This window comes from Reyranella sp. GW821-FHT12G01 (assembly GCF_058806575.1).
Genome location: NZ_JBXAPV010000001.1, coordinates 443,515 through 460,685, shown reverse-complemented (window position 1 = coordinate 460,685; position 17,171 = coordinate 443,515). Strand labels below are relative to the sequence as shown.

Genomic DNA, 17,171 nt, shown 5'->3' with positions numbered 1-17,171 from the left:
CCTATTATGAATAGAGTAAGAGGAAGCATGAGGGACAGAGAGTGAGCGGCGGAAAATTCCTGGAGACGCTGGCCGGAAAGAGACATCCGACGCCGCCGATCTGGCTGATGCGTCAGGCTGGACGCTATCTGCCGGAGTATCGCGCCGTGCGGGCGACCACGAAATCGTTCCTCGAATTCTGCTATACGCCCGACAAGGCCGTCGAGGTGACCCTGCAGCCGATCCGGCGTTTCGGGTTCGATGCCGCGATCATCTTTTCCGACATCCTCGTGGTGCCCGACGCACTGGGCCAGAAGGTCTGGTTCGCTGAAGGCGAGGGGCCGAAGCTCGAGGCGCTGACCGATCCCTCGCAATTTGGCCGGTTGTCACGGGCTCGCTTGCAGGAGCGTCTGGCACCGGTCTACGAGGCGATCCGTCGGACGCGTGCCGAGCTGCCAAAGGAAACCGCGCTGCTCGGGTTCGCCGGCGCGCCGTTCACGCTCGCCTGCTACATGATCGAAGGAAGCGGCAGCAAGGATTTCGCCAAGGTGAAGAAATGGGCCTATGCCCATCCCGAATCCTTCAAGCTGCTGATCGATCTTCTTGTCGATGCGGTGATCGATCATCTCGGCCACCAGGTCGATGCCGGCGTCGATGCCGTGCAGCTCTTCGATTCGTGGGCGGGCGTGCTGCCGGAAGAGCAGCTCTTCCACTGGTCGCTCGATCCGATGGTGCGGATCGCCAAGGGCCTGCGCGAACGTCATCCTCACGTGCCGATCATCGCCTTTCCCCGGGCCGTCGGTCCGGCCGCCTTGATGTATCGCCTGCCCGAGACGTTCAGCGCTTTGTCGCTCGATACCGGCATCGGCGCCCATTGGGCTGCGAAGGAAGTGCAGCCGCACATTACGGTGCAGGGTAATCTCGATCCGATCATGCTGGTCGCCGGCGGCCAGGCGATGGAGCGCGAGGCCACGCGTATCCTCGACAAGCTCGGCCACGGTTCCTACGTCTTCAATCTCGGCCACGGCGTCGTGCCGCAGACCCCGCCCGATCATGTCGCGCGGCTGGTCGACATCGTGCGCAACTGGAAGCCGAGCTGACGTGAAGATCGCGATCGTCCTGTTCAATCTCGGCGGGCCCGATTCGCCCGAGGCGGTTCAGCCGTTCCTGCGCAACCTGTTCAGCGATCCCGCGATCATTTCGCTGCCGTCGTTCTTCCGGCTGCCGCTGGCGCGGTTCATCGCCAGCCGGCGCACGGCGAAGGCACAGGGCATCTACGCAAAGATCGGCGGCAGTTCGCCGATCCTCGGCCAGACGGAAGCACAGGCGCGGGCGCTCGAGGAAGCCCTCGGATCGGGCCACGAATGGCGCGGCTATGTCTGCATGCGCTACTGGCATCCGATGACCGAAGCCGTCGTGCGTTCAGTCAAACGATTTGCGCCCGATCGCATCGTGCTGCTGCCGCTCTATCCGCAATTCTCCACGACGACGACGGCTTCGTCGGTGAAGGCCTGGAAAGAAGCGGCAGCCGCGGCGAAACTCAACGTGCCGACGCAAACCGTCTGCTGCTATCCCGACGAGGAAGGTTTTATTGCCGCCTCGGTCGATCTTTTGAGGCAAGGGCTGGCTGAGACCGGCAATCGTCCAGCACGCGTTCTGTTCTCCGCGCATGGCTTGCCGGAAAAAGTCATCAAGGCCGGCGATCCTTATCAGGCGCAGGTCGAGCGTACGGCTAAAACCATCGCTGAGCGCATCGGCAATCTCGACTGGTCGGTCTGCTACCAGAGCCGCGTCGGTCCGCTGAAATGGATCGGCCCTTCGACCGATGACGAGATCCGGCGCGCCGGCGCCGATGGCAAGGCTGTCGTGCTCTATCCGCTCGCCTTCGTATCGGAGCATTCCGAGACGCTGGTCGAACTCGATATGGATTATCGAACCCTGGCGAACGAGAGCAGCGTGCCTGCCTACATTCGTGTGCCGACGGTGGGGACGCATCCTTCGTTCATCGAGGGCCTCGCCAACAGGGTGTGTGCCGTGCTGGCCGAGCCGCAGGTCGCGATCTGCCATGGGGCGAAGACGATGCCGTGCAGTGGCAGTCATCGCGGCTGTCCGCTGATTGCCGGAGCGGTGTGATGCTCTACGAAGTACTGAAGGCGCTGCACATCATCTCGGTCATCGCTTGGATGGCGGGACTGCTCTACCTGCCGCGCCTGTTCGTCTATCACGCCGATGCCGAGAAGGGCTCCGTGCAGAGCGAGACCTTCAAGGTGATGGAGCGCCGTCTGCTGCGCGGCATCATGAACCCGGCGATGATCCTGACCTGGGTCTTTGGCATCGCACTCGCCTGGCAGGGACAGTGGTGGCACTCCGGCTGGTGGCACGCGAAGTTCTTGCTGGTGATCGTCCTCACCGTCGTGCACCATCTGTACGGCCGTTGGCGCAAGGAATTCGCGGCCGACCAGAACGTCCGGCCGGCGAACTATTACCGCTGGTGGAACGAGGTCCCGACCCTGCTGATGATCGCCATCGTCTTCCTGGTCGTGCTCAAGCCTTTCTGAGCAGTCGTCCCGGCCAGATTTTCCGTTCGACCTGATCGGCGACGATGCTGGCGATCGTGTCGCCGGCGAATCGCGTGAGTCGAGAGACCGGCCGGTCGGCCGGATAGGACAGCACGAGTTGCCTGACCGGCGCCGGATCGGTGAGCGGTGCCGCGAGCAAACGCCCCGATGCGATGTCGTCGTGAATGGGCGACAGCGGCAGGATCGTCCAGCCATGGCCGTGACGGACGAGGTCCTTCAGGGTCGCGTAGGAATCGGCTTCGACGGCGATGTGCAGCGAGATGCCGGCTTCCTCGGCGCACTGCTCGACGATCGTCCGGAGGCCGTGACGCGTGCTGGGCAGCAGGACACGTCTGCCGTCGAGGTCCTTGAACCGGATCGAGCGCTCGCTGGATAGCCCCGAACCGGGTGGGCCGATCAGAAACAGGTTCTCGAGCAGCAACGGCTCCGAGCGCAGCGAGCGGGCGGACTGCGGGTCGTAGAGAATGGCGACGTCGATCTCGCCGCGATGCAGCCAGTCGATCAGATGGCCGGTATAGGCGCCGACCAGCCGCAGCTCGACCTGCGGGTGGCTTTTGCCGAACGCTGTGACCAGTGGCAGCGAGAGGATGTCGGCCACCGTCGGCGGAAAGCCGATGGCGATCCGCCCTTTAAGTGGCGCGTCGAGATCGGAGGCCGTGGCGCGGATTTCCTCCAACTCGGTCATGACCCTCGTCGCGTGTTCGAGGATCTCCCGGCCCTTGTCGGTGAGGACCATGCCCCGCCCGTGCCGGGTGAACAGGCGGACCGACAGTTCCTCTTCCAGCATCCGGATCTGGCGGCTGAGGGCGGGCTGGGCGATGCCGATCCGGTCAGCGGCCTTGCTCAGGCTGCCGAGGTCAGCGACATGGATCAGGGTGCGAAGTTGGGAAAGCTCCATCGAGCCATACAATATCGTTATATCTGTTCATTCCCAACAGTCGTCCAGTTTCGCTGCCGTTATAGCTAATGTGCCGGCCGATCCTGAATTGGGAATGGAGAAACATGACCGCCGCACCGACGCAGCCTGACTGGCGCGACCAGATTTTCGAGGTCTTCCAGGACCATGACGTGAAGCAGGTCTATCACGTCCCCGACGCCGGCCATGGCCGTCTGATCGAGGCCTGCCAGAAGTCGAATTCGATCCGCACCCTGGCGCTCACGACCGAGGAGGAGGGCATTCCGCTCGCCGCCGGGGCGTGGCTGGGCGGGCAGCGCTCGGTGCTGCTGATGCAGAGCTCGGGCGTCGGCAACACCATCAACCTGATGGGCATGCCCAAGACGCTGCGCTTCCCGTTCCTGACGCTGATCACGATGCGCGGCGATTGGGGCGAGTTCAATTCCTGGCAGTATCCGATGGGCCAGGGCACGCCGAAGGTGCTCGAGGCAATGGGCGTGCTGCTCTACTCGGTCGAGACCGCCGACGAGGTGAAGACCACGGTCGACGCCGCCGCGCGATCGGCCTTCAACGGCGGCCAAGCCGTCGCCGTGCTGCTGCGCCAGAAGCTGATCGGCATCAAGAATTTCGGGAAGAAGTAGGATGAGCAAAGCAACTCTCCAGCGTCGCCCGCTGGTCAAACAACTCCTCGAGAACGCCGGTGACGACCTGCTGGTCATCGCGGGCCTCGGTTCGGCCAACTGGGACATCACCGCCGCGGGCGACCGCCCGCTCAACATGCCGCTCTGGGGCTCGATGGGCGCACCGGTCGGCATGGGCCTCGGCCTCGCCATGGCGCAGCCCAAGAAGCGCGTGCTGGTGATCACCGGCGACGGCGACATGCTGATGAGCCTGGGCTCGCTCGCCACCGTGGCGACGCAGATGCCGGAGAACCTGGCAATCGTCGTGCTCGACAACGAGAAGTTCGGCGAGACCGGCAACCAGGCCACGCACACCAGCCCGCGCAACAACGGCCCGACCGAGTCCGGCGCCGGCACCGACCTCGCCATGATCGCGCGCGGCTGCGGCATCCCCGACTCCACGACGGTGCGCGACTCGAGCGAGGTCGCAGAGCTGGTGAAGGACGCCCGCACCAAGAAGGGTCCGGTTTTCCGGCTCGTGAAGGTGATGGTAGAAAAGCTGGAGTTCGTGATGCCGCCGCAGGATGGTGCGCATCTCAAGGATCGTTTCCGCCAGGCCCTACTTGGACATCCCTAAGTTGGGCCATCCCTAAGAGGCTCCCATGACCGACTACGCTCCCTTCCCGCTGATCGATCTCACCGGCGGCCCCAGGGAGCGCGGTCGGATCCATGGCAAGGCCGCCGCGGATCGCTTGAAGCGCGGCGCCAAGATGTATGCCGAGTCGCTGCTCAAGTCGGGCGTCGACTGGAAGGAACTGGAGCGGCGCGCCGAGGCGATGGTGCCGCTGATCGACAAGTTCGATCCGACCTACACCGAGGAGATGCGTGGCATCGCCGAGGGCGCGAACGAACCCTTCGCCGCCGTCGTGCTGATGAACGCGCGCACCGAGATGGTGGTCGCAGCGCGCAAGCAGCAGGCCGCAAAGCATTTCCCCGACGGCTGTACGGCAGCCCTCGCGCTGCCCGAGGCAAGCTCGGATGGTGTGCTGTTGCACGGCCAGAACTGGGACTGGCGTTCGGAATGCGCCGAGACGGGCGTGGTGTTGCGCATCCGCCGTGACGATGGGCCCGACATCCTGACCTTCACAGAAGCGGGCGGCCTCGCGCGTTCGGGCCTCAACTCCGCCGGCATCGGTCTCACCGCCAACGCACTGGAATGCGACCGCGACTATCAGCGCGGGCAAGGCGTGCCGCTGCCGTTCATCCGCCGCAAGGTGCTGGAGGCGTCGCATCTCGCCCACGCCGTTCAGACCATCGTCTCGACGCCCAAGCCCGGCTCCAACCACATGGCGGTGAGCCATTGTGGCGGCGAGGCCTTCGGCTTCGAATGCGCGCCCGACGAGACCTTCTGGATCGCGCCCGATCGCGGCCTCTACGTGCACGCCAATCACTGGATCTCGGACTCGGCGCGCGCCAAGGTGAAGGACACCGGCCTCGCCGAGACGCCGGACTCGATCTATCGCGACAAGCGTGTCCGCGACCAGCTCTCGCCCAAGCGCGGCGAACTCACCTTGGAAGACTTCCGCCAGGCCTTCTTCGACGACTGGGGCACGCCCTACTCAGTGTGCCGCCCGCCGCGCCTCAACTCGCGCGGCGTCTCTACGGCCACCACGGCGATGATCCTGATGCGCCCGGCCGAGGGCCATCTCGAAGCCTGCCCGATGCCAGCACTGAACCGCCAGTTCACGACGTACAAGCTGACGCCCGACAGCGTCGCGCAGAAGCAGGCCGCGGAATAGGCATGCGACGACGGTTCGTCCTCGCAAGTCTTGGCGTGGGCGCCGTATCACCTGCGCTCGCCACGCTGCCGCCGGCACCGGACAAAATGACGATACCGGTGTTCTTTCAGCGCGGTTCGACGGAGATCGACAACAAGACGCAGCAAATCCCAGGCATCGTTGGCTTGACCAAGTACCCCTACGGTGGCGCCATCAGGATTGTCGGGCACACCTCCAAGGATGAAGCCGGCGGAATGGCACTCTCGCTGGCGCGTGCCCAGGCTCTTCGCGCCAGGCTGATCGAGTTCGGCGCGCGCCCGGAGCAGTTCGTGTCGATCGAAGGCATCGCGGACCGGCAACCGTTCGGCGTGAACGAACCGAACGTCGATGCGCATAATCGTCGGGCGGAGATCTTCCTCGAGCGCCTGTAAGGCTGCCTAACCCGGATACCAGGCCGGCTTGCGCTTCTCGCGGAAGCTGGTGAGGCCCTCGGTGGCTTCGTCCTGCTGGCGGGTGCGGGCGTGTTCGTCGATCAGGTCGCGCAGTTCGCCGTCGTCGATGAAGGCGCGGGCCGAGGCGAGCGAGCGCAGCTTGGTGGCTGTCGTCGCGCGCGGCGCGTTCATCAACACGGCTTCGACGATCTTCTCGCCGGCCTCCGCAAGGCCACCCGTCGGGCAGACTTCGTGGACCAGCCCGAGGCGGCGGGCCTCGTGGGCGCCGAAGCGTTCGCCGGTCAGCGCGTAGCGCCGCGTCTGGCGCAGGCCGATCGCTTGGCAGAGCTGCGGCAGGATGATGCCTGCCATCAGGCCCCAACGCGTCTCGCTGATGGAGAAGAGCGCATCCTCCTGCGCCACGACGACGTCGCAGGCCGCGGCAATGCCGGTGCCGCCGCCGAAGCAGCCACCCTGGATCAAGGCGAGCGTCGGGACCGGACAGGTGTCGAGGCGCTTCACGGCCTCGGCGGTGAGACGGCTCACCTTCTCGTTCTCGGCGGGCGATTGCTTGGCAACGCCGGTGATCCACGTCAGATCGGCGCCGGCCTGGAAGTGCTTGCCGTTGCCGCGCAACACGACAATGCGCAGATGGCTCTCGTTGCCCAGCGAATCCATCGCGTCGTGCAGGCCCTGGATGAGATCGCCGTTATAGGCGTTGTTCACCTTGGGCCGGTTCAGCGTGACGGTCGCCACGCCGCGGCGGTCGATCTCCCAGAGGACAGTATCGTTCGACATCGATTTACTCAGCCTTCAGGTAGCTGTCCTTGAGGGCGATCTTGCCGTCCTTCACCTCGTAGAGGTCGATGCCGTAGCGATCGAACGGCTTGCCGGCATGGTCGATGCCGGTGGCGCGGAAGGTACCGAACAGCTTGTCGCCGGCGCGATGGATGCTGGCCTCGGAGAAGCGCACCTCGCGATGCGCTGTGCTCTTGTCGGCGAAGTGCGCGCGCAGCGCTTCCTTGCCCTTGAGCACGCGCCCGGTCGGCGACCCGCCGGCATTGAGGCGCCATTCGAAATCGTCGGTCACGCAGTCGGCGATCGCGTCGACATCGGCCTTGTTGAAGGCCTTGCCGAAACGGCGGAACAGGTCGTCGATGGCGTCAGCCATGGGGTACTCCTTGGTTACTTGAGCAACGAGCCGAAGCAGAGCGCGATGTCGTTCTTCACGCCGGCCGTGGTGATCATCGAGAGGTCGGAGCGAGCGGTCTTGCAACCCGACGCCATGACTTCGATTTCCCGCGCCGGAACGTCGCCGCGATAACGCAGCACGCGGGTGTCGGATTCGCCACTGGGATGAATGGTCATGATCAGAGCCGGCGCGCCTTCGGGCGAGGTCTTCTCGTCAGGCGAATATTCCAGGGTCGAGATATTTGTCTCGTGGCCCGCATGCCGCAGCGCATGGACGGCCTCGTCGAGTTCGGGCCGGATGATGTCGCGGCACTTCACCCAGAAGGCCTGCACGAAAAGATCGGTCTCGGTGTCCATCTGCGCTCCCCTCATTGATTGGTCTCTTTGATTGGGACCGACCCTAGCACCTCCCACGGTGGCGGCGAGAATTTCTCGACGATGAAGTCGATGAAGGCCGTCACCTTGGGCGCGAGGTGACGGCGGTGCGGATAGACGGCGTGGATCGGGATCGGCTGCTCGGCGCGGAACTCCTCCAGCAGCGAGACCAGCTCGCCGTTCTTGATGGCCGCGGCGACCGTGAGACGGGTCAGGCGCACGATGCCCAGCCCCTGCAGCGCCAGCCGCATCTGTGCCTCGCCCTCGGTGACGGCGACCCGCCCGCCGACCTCGATCTCGCGGACCTCGCCGTCGATGCGGAACGGCCAGCGGTTGAGGTAGGTGCGGTCGCGCGAGACGATGCAGTTGTGGCGCGTGAGCTCCTCCGGCCGCTGCGGCGCGCGGCGGTTCCTGAGGTAGGAGGGCGAGGCGCAGACCAGCCGGACGTCCTCTCCGATCTTGCGCGCCATGAAGCTGGTGTCGGCCAGGCGCCCGATGCGGATCGCGACGTCGATGCCTTCCTCGATCATGTCCACGACCCGGTCGGTCGGCATCAGCTCGAGCTGCAGCAGCGGATAGCGTTCGAGGAATTCGGCGATGACGGGGGCGAGCTGGTGGGTCGAGAAGGCGAGGGAGGTCGTGACCCTCAGCAGCCCGTGCGGCGTGCCGCTCTGCCGGCTGATCTGGTTCTCCAGGGTCTCGATCTCGCCCACGATGCGCCGCGCCGTCGAATAGAAGGCCTCGCCCTCCTCGGTGAGGTTGATCGCCCGCGTCGTGCGCTGGAGCAGCCGGACGCCCAGTCTGGTTTCCAGCCGCGTCACCAGCTTGCTGACCGCCGACGGGGTCAGGCCGAGGCCTGGTGCTGCGGCGGAAAACCCTTTGGAATCAACGACCCGGACGAAGGCCGCCATCTCGCTCGCGTGATCGATCATTGCGCTATTGTTGAATTATATTCAGGAGTGTTCGTCATACACTCCGTATTAACCGCCGGGAAGAACGGAATTAGGTTCCTTTCAACCCTTGGAGGTCTTTGCCATGTTCACGACTCCCTATCCCACCATCGCCGAACGTCAGGCTTTCGAAGCCCGTGCGCTGCGCATGCGTGGCGCCGTCGTCGCCGGTCTCATTCGTGACTTCGCCCGCTGGGTCTCCGCCGCCGCCCGCTGAACACGGCTGATGTACGGTAGCCGATGAGCAGGATCTGGGGGCAGTACGCCCGCTACAACCGGCTGGCCAACGAGACGCTGTACGCGGCCTGCGCCGGGCTTTCCGGCGCCGAGTATCGCCGCGATCTCGGCGCCTTCTTTGGCAGCGTCCACGGCACGCTGAACCACCTGCTGCTCGGCGACCGTATCTGGATGGCGCGGTTCGAAGGCGGCTCCCACGTCTCGACCGGTCTCGGCGCGACCCAGTTCGAGAAGTTCGAGGCGCTTCGGGTCGAACGCGAACGCCTCGACCGGCACATGGAGCATTTCTTCGCGAACCTGCCCGAAGGGTTCGAAGACGGCAGCGTGCGCTACGTCAACAATTCGGGCTTCGACACCGAGGACCCCTGGTCGGTGATCCTGCCGCACTTCTTCAATCACCAGACCCATCACCGAGCCCAGGTCCACACGCTGCTCTCGCAGCTCGGCTACAAGCCGCCGGTCCTCGACCTGCATCGCGTGCTGCGGCCGGATCCGACTTGACCAATCGAAGCGTCTCCTCGGAGCGCGCAACTCCAGTTGCGCTCATGATTCCGAAGCGCCACTGGAGTGGCGCGCTCCAAAGCTAGCGCTTGGTTTTAGGTGAAGACGCGGCACCCGCCGCTTTCAGCAGCACCGCTGCCGCTTCGCGCGCGGCGGTCGCGACTTTCGGATCGCCGCGCACGATTGCCGCTGCAATGGCGCCGTCGATCAGGATCTGGAGCTGCATCGAAAGCGACTCCGTCTCCTTGAGGCCGAGGCGCGTCAGCAGATCCTGAAACCACGTCCGCCGCTGTTCCTTGAACGCGAGCGCGATCTTGTTGGCGGCGTGCGCGGGCTCCTTGAGCTCGGCGACCGCGTTCACGAAGGGACAGCCGCGAAAGACGCCAGTCGCAATGGTGCGTTCCAGCCGGTCGAAGGCGCCCAGGATCTGTTCCATCGGCGGCCGGTCCGAGGGCGGCGCGGGCCGCAGCCGCCGCGACAGGTAGGCCACGATCAGGTCGTCCTTCGACGGGAAGTGATTGTAGAGCGTGCGCTTGCTGATGCCGATCTCGGCCGCGATCGTGTCGACGCCGACGGCGCGGATGCCCTGCCCGTAGAACAGCCGGTCCGCCGTCTCGAGGATGCGCTCCTGCATCGCTGCCCTGACGTCCGCTCGCGCCATGATGCCTTGACCCCTTTCCGGCGCCGACCTTAAGTTACACAGGTCTGTGTAACAAGCCGGAGGCGCGTCGTGGCCATCCTAAAGGAATTACGGCCGGTCATGCCCATCCTGATCGGGGCTTCGGTCATGCTGAGCCTCGGCATGGGCGTGCGTCAGAGCTTCGGTCTGGTGATGCAGCCGCTGACGCGCGACATCGCGCTCACAGTGTCCGACTTCGCCCTGGCCATGTCGGTCCAGAACCTCGCCTGGGGGTTCCTGCAGCCGGTGGCCGGCGCGCTGGCGGTGCGGCTGGGCTTCCGGCCGATCATGGTCGCCGGCGCGGCGCTCTACGTCGCCGGGCTGGGTCTGTTCGCCATGGCCGGGGGCATGACCGGCGTGATGCTGGGCGGCGGCGTGCTGATCGGCGTGGCGCTCGCCTGTACCGCCTCAGCGATCTCGCTGGCCGTGGGTGCGCGGTCCGTGCCGGCGCGTCTGCGCAGCCTCGTGCTGGGCGCCATCACCGCCACCGGTTCGTTGGGCGCGCTGCTGTCGGCGCCGCTCGGCCAGATGCTCACGACCGACTTCGGCTGGCGTGCCGGGTTGCTGGGGTTCCTGGCGCTCACGGTGTTCATGCTGCCGGCTGCGTGGATCGCGGGTCGCGTCGACCGGCTGACGCCGCTCGCGCCGGCCGCGGGCGATATCAGTGCTGCCTCGCCGCGCCTCGCGCTCCGGGCCGCGCTGCGTAACCCGTCGTTCCTGGTCATGACCGCGGCCTACTTCGTCTGCGGCATGCAACTCCTGTTCATCACCACCCACCTGCCGTCTTACCTGGCGATCTGCGGCATGGACCCGTCGCTGAGCGCCGGCGCGCTGGGCGCGATCGCGCTGTTCAACGTGTTTGGCAGCCTCTTCTTCGGTTGGGCCGGCGGCCATTGGTCCAAGCTCGGCCTGCTGGGCGGCATCTACATCACGCGCTCGATCGTCCTCGCCTGCTACTTCGTGATGCCGCCGACACCGGCCAGCACCTTGGTCTTCGCTTCGGCCATGGGCTTCCTGTGGTTGGGCGTCGGTCCGCTGGTCGCCGGCTCGGTCGTGGAGATGTTCGGTCTGCGCTGGCAGGCGATGATCCAGGGCGTCGCTTTCATGAGCCACCAGGTCGGCAGCTTCGTCGGCGCCCTGGGCGGCGGTCTGCTGTTCGACGCGCTGGGCTCCTACGATCTCGCTTGGCGTCTCGGCGTTGCGCTCGGCCTCACCGCTGGCCTGGTGCAGGTGACGTTCGCCCTGATGCGACCGCCGCCCGCGCCGTTGCAGCCTACTGCGGCTTGAACTCCGGCTTGATATCCTGCTTGCGCCACTTGAAGCGCAGCTCGGCGAGACCGACGCTCAGCACGTAGAAGACCGGTGTGAAGATCAGGCCGAAGATCGTCACACCCAGCATGCCGGAGAACACCGCGGTGCCGAGCGACTGGCGCATCTCCGCGCCGGCGCCGGACGAGAAGACCAGCGGCACCACGCCCAGGATGAAGGCGAGCGAGGTCATCAGGATGGGCCGCAGGCGTGTCTTGGCGGCGGACACGGCGGCATCGAAGCGGCTCATGCCGCCCTCGTGCGCCTGCTTGGCGAACTCCACGATCAGGATGGCGTTCTTGGCCGCGAGACCGACCAGCACCACCAAGCCGATCTCGACCAGGATGTTGCGGTCGAGGCCGCGGATGTTCACGCCGATCATGGCCGCGAGGATACACATCGGCACGATCAGGATGACCGACAGCGGCAGCAGCCAACTCTCGTAGAGCGCGGCCAGCAGAAGGAACACGAACAGCACCGCCAGACCGAAGGCGATGATCGAGGTATTGCCCGCCAGCTTCTCCTGCAGCGCGATCTCGGTCCATTCGAAGCCGAAGCCCGACGGCAGGACCTTCGAGGCGAGGCCCTCCATGGCCGCGATGCCCTGGCCCGAGGAGAAGCCGCGCTGCAACGCCACCTGTACCTCGGCGGCGGGGTAGAGGTTGTAGCGGGCAACGCGATAGGGGCCGGTCGTGTCGCGGAAGGTGGCGACCGAGCCGATCGGCACCATCTCGCCGCCGGCACTGCGGGTCTTGAGATTGGCCGCGTCCTGCAGGGTCAGGCGGTAGGGATTGTCGGCCTGCGCCGTCACGCGATAGGTGCGGCCCAGGATGTTGAAGTCGTTGATGTAGGCCGAGCCCATGTAGACCGACAGGGTCTCGAACACGCGTGCGATGGGCACGCCGAGCTTCTCGGCCTTGGTGCGGTCGATGTCGGCGTAGATCTGCGGCGTGCGCGTGCTGAACAGGGTGAAGGCCTGGGTGAGGCCCGGCGTCTGTCCGGCCGCACCCGCCAAGGCCCAGGTCGCGCCCTCGAGCGCCGGCAGGCCGCGCGACGAGCGATCCTGCACGTAGCCCTTGAGGCCGCCGCCGGTGCCGATGCCGGGAACCGAGGGTGGTTCCAGCACGAACACGAAGGCCTCGCGTAGGGAGAACATCTTGCCCCGCAGCTCCTGCAGGATCTTCTCCTTGGGCAGGTTGGCGCGTTCGGCGAACGGCTTCAGCGGCACGAAGATCACGCCGGTGTTGGGCGCGTTGGTGAAGGTCGCGCCGTCGAAGCCGACGAAGGCCACCGCGTTCTGCACGCCCGGCGTGCTCATGATCATCTCCGACGCCTGGCGCACCAGCTTGTCGGCGCGTTCCAGCGTCGAGCCCGGCGGGAGCTGCATCGCGGCGATGAAGTAGGAGCGGTCGAGCTGCGGCACCAGGCCGGTCGGCGTCGTCGCCAGCCGGTTATAAGTCAGCGCCAGCAGGCCGGCATAGACGACCAGCACGACCACGGTCATGCGGACCAGCCGCGCGGTCGTGCGGCCATACAGGTTCGAGAGCCATTCGAAGCCGCGATTGAACTTGTTGAAGAACCAGTTCACCGGCGACATCAGCCGTTCCGAGAAGGTCGGTTGGGCCTTCTCGACATGGCTGAGCGCATGGGTCTTGAGCAGCAGCGCGGCCAGCGCGGGCGACAGCGTCAGCGAGACGAAGGCCGAGATCGCGGTCGAGGCCGCGATGGTGATGGCGAACTGCTTGTAGAACGTGCCCTGCAGGCCCGAGATGAAGGCGGTCGGCAGGAACACCGCGATCAGCACCAGCGAGATGGCGATCAGCGCGCCGCCGACCTCGTCCATGGTCTTGTGCGCGGCTTCCTTGGGCGACATGCCCTGGGTCAGGTAGCGCTCGACGTTCTCGACCACGACGATGGCGTCGTCGACCACGATACCGATGGCCAGCACCAGGCCGAACAGCGACAGCGTGTTGAACGAGATGCCGATCGCCGACATGAAGGCGAAGGCGCCGATCAGCGATACCGGAATGGCGAGCAGCGGGATCAGCGCGGCGCGCCAGGTCTGCAGGAACAGGATGACCACGATCACGACGAGGATCAGCGCCTCGAACAGCGTGTGGATCACCGCGTCGACCGACGCCTGGATGAACTCGGTGGGATTGTAGACGACCGAATAGTCGAGGCCCGGCGGGAAGTTCTTCTTCAGGTTCTCCATCGCCGCCTTCACGCCGTCCGACGTGGCGAGCGCGTTGGAGCCGGGACGCTGGAAGACGGCGAGCGCCGTGGCGTTCTTGTTGTCGAGATAGGCGTTGACCGTATAGTCCTGCGCGCCGAGCTCGATGCGGGCGATGTCGCGCAGGCGCGTGACCGAGCCGTCGGACTCGGCGCGGATCACGATGTTCTCGAATTCCTCGGGCGAGCTCAGGCGGCCGAGGGTCTGCACCGACAGGGTAAAGGCGCCGGGCGAGACCGCGGGGGCCTGGTTGATGGCGCCGGCCGCGACCTGCAGGTTGGCGGCGCGCATCGCCAGCACGACCTCGCCGGCCGTCAGGTTGCGCGCGGCGATCTTGGCCGGGTCGAGCCACACGCGCATGGCGTAGTCGCGTGCGCCGAAGATCTGCACGTTGCCGACGCCTTCGACGCGGGCCAGCACGTCCTTCACGTAGAGCGTGGCGTAGTTCGAGATGTATTGCTGGTCGCGCGAGCCGTCGGGCGAGGTCATGTGCACGACCATCATCAGGTCGGGCGAGGCCTTGCGGACGACGATGCCGAGCCGCTGCACGTCCTCGGGCAAGCGCGGCTGGGCCACCGCGACGCGGTTCTGCACCAGCACCTGCGCCTGGTCGATGTTGACGCCCGGCTTGAACACCACGTTGATCGACAGCAGGCCGTCACCGGTCGACTGCGACACGATGTAGAGCATGTCGTCGACGCCGTTCACTTCCTGCTCGATCGGCGTAGCGACGGTCTGCGCCAGCACCTCTGCCGAGGCGCCGGGGTAGGTCGCGGTGATGTTGACCGTCGGCGGCGCGATCTCGGGGTACTCGGCGACCGGCAGCCTGAGCTGCGCGATGCCGCCCACGATCAGGATCATGAGCGACAGGACCGAGGCGAAAATCGGCCGGTCGATGAAGTAGTGCGAAAAACGCATGGGCTTTTTAACTCTGGTCCGGCTGCGGGCGGAGGTCGCTTAGCGGCCCGTGACCGCCGGAGCGGGGGAGGGTTTGATCTCGGCCGGCTGCGGCACGATCTTGGCGCCGGGGCGAACCATCGGATTGGCGAGGCCGTCGAGCACGACCTTGTCGGTGGCGGTGATGCCCGTGCGCACGACCCTGAGACCGTCGACCAGCGGGCCGAGCGTCACCGGCTTGGCCTGCACGACATTGTCGGGGCCGACGACGAACACGATCTTGCGCGCCTGGTCGGAGATCACGGCCGAGTCGGGCACCAGCAGCGCGTCGTACTCGCCGCCATAGAGCTGGACGCGGGCGAAGACGCCGGGCGTCAGCAGCCGGTCCTTGTTGTCGACGACGGCGCGGGTGCGGATCGTGCCCGAGCGCAGGCTGAGCGAGTTGTCGACGAAGTCGATCTTGCCGGTGCGCGTCCACTCGGCCTCGTCGGCCAAGCGGATGCGCACGGGCAGGTCGCTCGACTGCGCGGCGCGCGAGCCCGACAGGAACAGGCGGGCGTAACGGATATGGTCGGATTCGGAGATCTCGAACACGAAGCGGATCGGATCCTGGCTGACGATGGTTGCCAGCAGGGTCGCGCCGCTCTGGCCGCCCTGGATCAGGTTGCCGGCATCGATCTTGCGGTCGGAGATGCGGCCGTCGATCGGCGCGGTGACTTCGGTCCATTCGAGATTGAGCTTGGCGTTGTTCAACGAGGACTCGGCTGTCTTGAGCTGGGCGCGGGCCACCGCGAGGCTCGACTTGCGCGAATCGTTCTCCGCTTCGGTAATGGTGCGCGAGGCGATCAGCGAGGCGCCGCGATTGACCTGCAGCTCGGCCAGATCGACCTGGGCCTTGTTGCGAGCGACCTCGGCCTCGGCCGACTCGACGGCGATCTCGTAGGGGCGCTTGTCGATCGTGAACAGCAGGTCGCCCTGCTTGACGGTCTGGCCGTCCTTGAAGTGCAGCTTCTCGATAAAGCCCGAGACGCGGGCGCGGACCTCGACCGTGGCGACCGGCTCGAAGCGGCCGGAATACTCGTCCCACTGGGTCACGCGCTTGGCGATCGGCTCGGAGACTCCGACCGGCATGGCCGGCGGACCCCCCTGCGCGAGGGCGGCGGACGACAGGGCCAAGAGCGAAAGGCTGGCAAGAGCCAGCAGGCGACGGCGTACGGACAACTCGAAACTCCCCCGCGATCTATTTTGCGTCGCGAGGTGGACATGTGGTTGCCGCACGGACCGGTGTCAATTCCCGCCGAAGTAACCGAGGACCCTAGAAGAAACGGCATTTTTCGTGCTGGCAATGCCAGCGCCCAAGCCTTGGGCAATGAATGAAACAAACGGATCAAATCACCGATAAGAGACTCGTTTGTTGCGAGCCGGGATCGATCTGCGATACGGTCGAAAGACCTAAATCAGGGGGATTTACATGCTCAAGCGATTTCTCGCGGCCGGCGCTGTCGCCGGCGCCTTCGCCTTTCTTGCGGCCAGTGCCTCGGCCCAGACGCCGTCGACACTGGAGACCGTGAAGAAGCGCGACCAGGTCATCTGCGGCGTCAATGTCGGCCTGGCCGGCTTCTCGCTGCCCAACAGCCAGGGCAAGTGGACCGGCCTCGACATCGACATGTGCAACGCCGTTGCCGCCGCCGTGCTGGGCGATGCGACCAAGGCCAAGTACGTGCCGCTCTCGGCGCAGCAGCGTTTCCTCGCCCTGCAGTCGGGCGAGATCGACATCCTGGTCCGCAACTCGACCATCACGCTCGAGCGCGATGCCGGTCTCGGCATCCAGTATGCCGGCATCAACTTCTATGACGGCCAGGGCTTCATGGTGCCCAAGAAGCTGAACGTGAAGGGCCTGGCCGAGCTGGCCGGCGCCACGATCTGCGTGGCCCAGGGCACGACCCACGAGTTCAACATGGCGAGCTGGTTCCGCGGCCGGAACCTGCAGATCAAGGCCGTCGTCTTCGAGAGCCAGGACGTCATGTACGAGGCGTTCTTTGCCGGCCGTTGCGATGCCATGACCCAGGATTCCTCGGCGCTCGCCTCGGCGCTGGCGACCCGCGGCAAGCAGGCCGACTACATGGTCCTGCCCGAGCTGATCTCGAAGGAGCCGCTGGGACCGTTCGTGCGCCGCGGCGACGATGTGTGGCTGGCCGTCGTGCGCTGGTCGTTCATGGCGATGCTCGAGGCCGAGGAGCGCGGCATCACCAAGGCCAATGTCGACGAGCAGCTGAAGTCGAACGACGCGTTGGTGAAGCGCTTCCTCGGCGTCACGCCGGGCAACGGCAAGGCGCTGCAGATCGACGAGAAGTGGGCCTACAACATCGTGAAGCAGGTCGGTAACTACGGCGAGAGTTACGAGCGCAATGTCGGCATGGACAGCCCGCTCAAGCTCCAGCGTGGTCTCAACGGCCTGTGGACCAAGAGCGGCCTGATGTACCCGGTCCCGCTGCGCTAGCAGGACCGCGGAGAAGGT

Annotated in this window: 19 protein-coding genes; 11 read left to right on the top strand and 8 right to left on the bottom strand. The window is 65.8% G+C overall.

Annotated features, from left to right (window positions below):
- Positions 1-41 precede the first annotated feature (41 nt).
- Genes hemE through hemJ form a run of 3 tightly spaced genes read left to right on the top strand, consistent with a single transcriptional unit; the run spans position 42 to position 2,537 of the window.
- On the top strand, positions 42-1,079 hold the full coding sequence (hemE, locus tag AC1RP5_RS02185; RefSeq protein WP_493108926.1) for a uroporphyrinogen decarboxylase: 1,038 nt from the start codon (positions 42-44) through the stop codon (positions 1,077-1,079).
- Position 1,080: 1 nt separating this feature from the next.
- A complete protein-coding gene (gene hemH / locus AC1RP5_RS02180; protein WP_493108925.1) occupies positions 1,081-2,112 on the top strand; it encodes a ferrochelatase in 1,032 nt (343 codons plus the stop codon).
- Entirely contained in the window at positions 2,112-2,537 is a 426-nt protein-coding gene (gene hemJ / locus AC1RP5_RS02175; protein ID WP_493108924.1) for a protoporphyrinogen oxidase HemJ, read from the top strand. The genes hemH and hemJ overlap by 1 nt, the downstream gene beginning before the upstream one ends.
- Here hemJ and AC1RP5_RS02170 read toward each other — a convergent pair.
- Positions 2,524-3,456 (bottom strand): LysR substrate-binding domain-containing protein, encoded by a 933-nt coding sequence (locus AC1RP5_RS02170; protein ID WP_493108923.1) that lies wholly within the window; start codon positions 3,454-3,456, stop codon positions 2,524-2,526. The genes hemJ and AC1RP5_RS02170 overlap by 14 nt on opposite strands.
- 104 nt (positions 3,457-3,560) lie before the next feature.
- Here AC1RP5_RS02170 and AC1RP5_RS02165 point away from each other — a divergent pair, with 104 nt between their 5' ends.
- Genes AC1RP5_RS02165 through AC1RP5_RS02150 form a run of 4 tightly spaced genes read left to right on the top strand, consistent with a single transcriptional unit; the run spans position 3,561 to position 6,282 of the window.
- On the top strand, positions 3,561-4,094 hold the full coding sequence (locus AC1RP5_RS02165) for a phosphonopyruvate decarboxylase (RefSeq protein ID WP_493108922.1): 534 nt from the start codon (positions 3,561-3,563) through the stop codon (positions 4,092-4,094).
- Between the two features lies 1 nt (position 4,095).
- On the top strand, positions 4,096-4,710 hold the full coding sequence (locus AC1RP5_RS02160) for a thiamine pyrophosphate-dependent enzyme (RefSeq protein ID WP_493108921.1): 615 nt from the start codon (positions 4,096-4,098) through the stop codon (positions 4,708-4,710).
- Positions 4,711-4,735: 25 nt separating this feature from the next.
- Positions 4,736-5,872 (top strand): C45 family autoproteolytic acyltransferase/hydrolase, encoded by a 1,137-nt coding sequence (locus AC1RP5_RS02155; RefSeq protein ID WP_493108920.1) that lies wholly within the window; start codon positions 4,736-4,738, stop codon positions 5,870-5,872.
- Positions 5,873-5,874: 2 nt separating this feature from the next.
- Entirely contained in the window at positions 5,875-6,282 is a 408-nt protein-coding gene (locus tag AC1RP5_RS02150) for an OmpA family protein (protein WP_493108919.1), read from the top strand.
- A 6-nt stretch (positions 6,283-6,288) separates the two neighbouring features.
- On the opposite strand, the gene AC1RP5_RS02145 is transcribed toward AC1RP5_RS02150, so the two are convergent.
- From AC1RP5_RS02145 to AC1RP5_RS02130, 4 genes are read right to left on the bottom strand one after another with little or no spacing between them, the layout of a single operon-like run.
- Positions 6,289-7,080: an enoyl-CoA hydratase-related protein gene (locus AC1RP5_RS02145; protein WP_493108918.1), complete on the bottom strand. Its 792-nt coding sequence runs from the start codon at positions 7,078-7,080 to the stop codon at positions 6,289-6,291.
- A 4-nt stretch (positions 7,081-7,084) separates the two neighbouring features.
- Positions 7,085-7,453 carry a nuclear transport factor 2 family protein gene (locus AC1RP5_RS02140; protein ID WP_493108917.1) on the bottom strand — a complete coding sequence of 123 codons (369 nt, stop codon included), beginning with the start codon at positions 7,451-7,453 and terminating at the stop codon, positions 7,085-7,087.
- A gap of 14 nt (positions 7,454-7,467) precedes the next feature.
- Entirely contained in the window at positions 7,468-7,830 is a 363-nt protein-coding gene (locus AC1RP5_RS02135) for a hypothetical protein (RefSeq protein WP_493108916.1), read from the bottom strand.
- Between the two features lie 11 nt (positions 7,831-7,841).
- On the bottom strand, positions 7,842-8,780 hold the full coding sequence (locus AC1RP5_RS02130) for a LysR family transcriptional regulator (protein ID WP_493108915.1): 939 nt from the start codon (positions 8,778-8,780) through the stop codon (positions 7,842-7,844).
- A gap of 103 nt (positions 8,781-8,883) precedes the next feature.
- On the opposite strand from AC1RP5_RS02130, the gene AC1RP5_RS02125 reads away from it, so the two are divergent.
- Positions 8,884-9,015, top strand: coding sequence for a hypothetical protein (locus tag AC1RP5_RS02125; protein ID WP_493108914.1), 132 nt, complete (start codon positions 8,884-8,886; stop codon positions 9,013-9,015).
- A gap of 23 nt (positions 9,016-9,038) precedes the next feature.
- Positions 9,039-9,536, top strand: a complete 498-nt coding sequence (locus AC1RP5_RS02120) for a DinB family protein (RefSeq protein ID WP_493108913.1) — start codon at positions 9,039-9,041, stop codon at positions 9,534-9,536.
- 82 nt (positions 9,537-9,618) lie between these two features.
- Here AC1RP5_RS02120 and AC1RP5_RS02115 read toward each other — a convergent pair whose 3' ends face one another.
- A complete protein-coding gene (locus AC1RP5_RS02115; RefSeq protein ID WP_493108912.1) occupies positions 9,619-10,197 on the bottom strand; it encodes a TetR/AcrR family transcriptional regulator in 579 nt (192 codons plus the stop codon).
- 69 nt (positions 10,198-10,266) lie between these two features.
- Here AC1RP5_RS02115 and AC1RP5_RS02110 point away from each other — a divergent pair, with 69 nt between their 5' ends.
- Complete coding sequence (locus AC1RP5_RS02110) at positions 10,267-11,502, top strand: MFS transporter (protein WP_493108911.1); 1,236 nt, start codon at positions 10,267-10,269, stop codon at positions 11,500-11,502.
- Here the strand turns inward: AC1RP5_RS02110 and AC1RP5_RS02105 are convergent.
- Positions 11,489-14,674, bottom strand: coding sequence for an efflux RND transporter permease subunit (locus tag AC1RP5_RS02105; protein WP_493108910.1), 3,186 nt, complete (start codon positions 14,672-14,674; stop codon positions 11,489-11,491). The two genes, AC1RP5_RS02110 and AC1RP5_RS02105, sit on opposite strands and share 14 nt — an antisense overlap.
- A 39-nt stretch (positions 14,675-14,713) precedes the next feature.
- The gene (locus tag AC1RP5_RS02100; RefSeq protein WP_493108909.1) at positions 14,714-15,784 is read right to left on the bottom strand and encodes an efflux RND transporter periplasmic adaptor subunit; all 1,071 of its coding nucleotides are present in this window, start codon (positions 15,782-15,784) and stop codon (positions 14,714-14,716) included.
- A gap of 340 nt (positions 15,785-16,124) precedes the next feature.
- Between AC1RP5_RS02100 and AC1RP5_RS02095 the strand changes: the two genes are divergently transcribed.
- Positions 16,125-17,153 carry an amino acid ABC transporter substrate-binding protein gene (locus tag AC1RP5_RS02095; RefSeq protein ID WP_493108908.1) on the top strand — a complete coding sequence of 343 codons (1,029 nt, stop codon included), beginning with the start codon at positions 16,125-16,127 and terminating at the stop codon, positions 17,151-17,153.
- Positions 17,154-17,171: the final 18 nt, after the last annotated feature.

Bases quoted from the DNA above. Each gene is read 5' to 3' on its own strand.
- AC1RP5_RS02130 (WP_493108915.1), bottom strand. From the start codon at position 8,780: ATGATCGATCACGCGAGCGAGATGGCGGCCTTCGTCCGGGTCGTTGAT.
- AC1RP5_RS02160 (WP_493108921.1), top strand. From the start codon at position 4,096: ATGAGCAAAGCAACTCTCCAGCGTCGCCCGCTGGTCAAACAACTCCTC.
- AC1RP5_RS02125 (WP_493108914.1), top strand. From the start codon at position 8,884: ATGTTCACGACTCCCTATCCCACCATCGCCGAACGTCAGGCTTTCGAA.
- AC1RP5_RS02120 (WP_493108913.1), top strand. From the start codon at position 9,039: ATGAGCAGGATCTGGGGGCAGTACGCCCGCTACAACCGGCTGGCCAAC.
- AC1RP5_RS02145 (WP_493108918.1), bottom strand. From the start codon at position 7,080: ATGTCGAACGATACTGTCCTCTGGGAGATCGACCGCCGCGGCGTGGCG.
- AC1RP5_RS02095 (WP_493108908.1), top strand. From the start codon at position 16,125: ATGCTCAAGCGATTTCTCGCGGCCGGCGCTGTCGCCGGCGCCTTCGCC.
- AC1RP5_RS02115 (WP_493108912.1), bottom strand. From the start codon at position 10,197: ATGGCGCGAGCGGACGTCAGGGCAGCGATGCAGGAGCGCATCCTCGAG.
- AC1RP5_RS02155 (WP_493108920.1), top strand. From the start codon at position 4,736: ATGACCGACTACGCTCCCTTCCCGCTGATCGATCTCACCGGCGGCCCC.
- AC1RP5_RS02170 (WP_493108923.1), bottom strand. From the start codon at position 3,456: ATGGAGCTTTCCCAACTTCGCACCCTGATCCATGTCGCTGACCTCGGC.
- AC1RP5_RS02165 (WP_493108922.1), top strand. From the start codon at position 3,561: ATGACCGCCGCACCGACGCAGCCTGACTGGCGCGACCAGATTTTCGAG.
- hemJ (WP_493108924.1), top strand. From the start codon at position 2,112: ATGCTCTACGAAGTACTGAAGGCGCTGCACATCATCTCGGTCATCGCT.
- AC1RP5_RS02100 (WP_493108909.1), bottom strand. From the start codon at position 15,784: ATGCCGGTCGGAGTCTCCGAGCCGATCGCCAAGCGCGTGACCCAGTGG.
- AC1RP5_RS02105 (WP_493108910.1), bottom strand. From the start codon at position 14,674: ATGCGTTTTTCGCACTACTTCATCGACCGGCCGATTTTCGCCTCGGTC.
- AC1RP5_RS02150 (WP_493108919.1), top strand. From the start codon at position 5,875: ATGCGACGACGGTTCGTCCTCGCAAGTCTTGGCGTGGGCGCCGTATCA.
- AC1RP5_RS02135 (WP_493108916.1), bottom strand. From the start codon at position 7,830: ATGGACACCGAGACCGATCTTTTCGTGCAGGCCTTCTGGGTGAAGTGC.
- AC1RP5_RS02140 (WP_493108917.1), bottom strand. From the start codon at position 7,453: ATGGCTGACGCCATCGACGACCTGTTCCGCCGTTTCGGCAAGGCCTTC.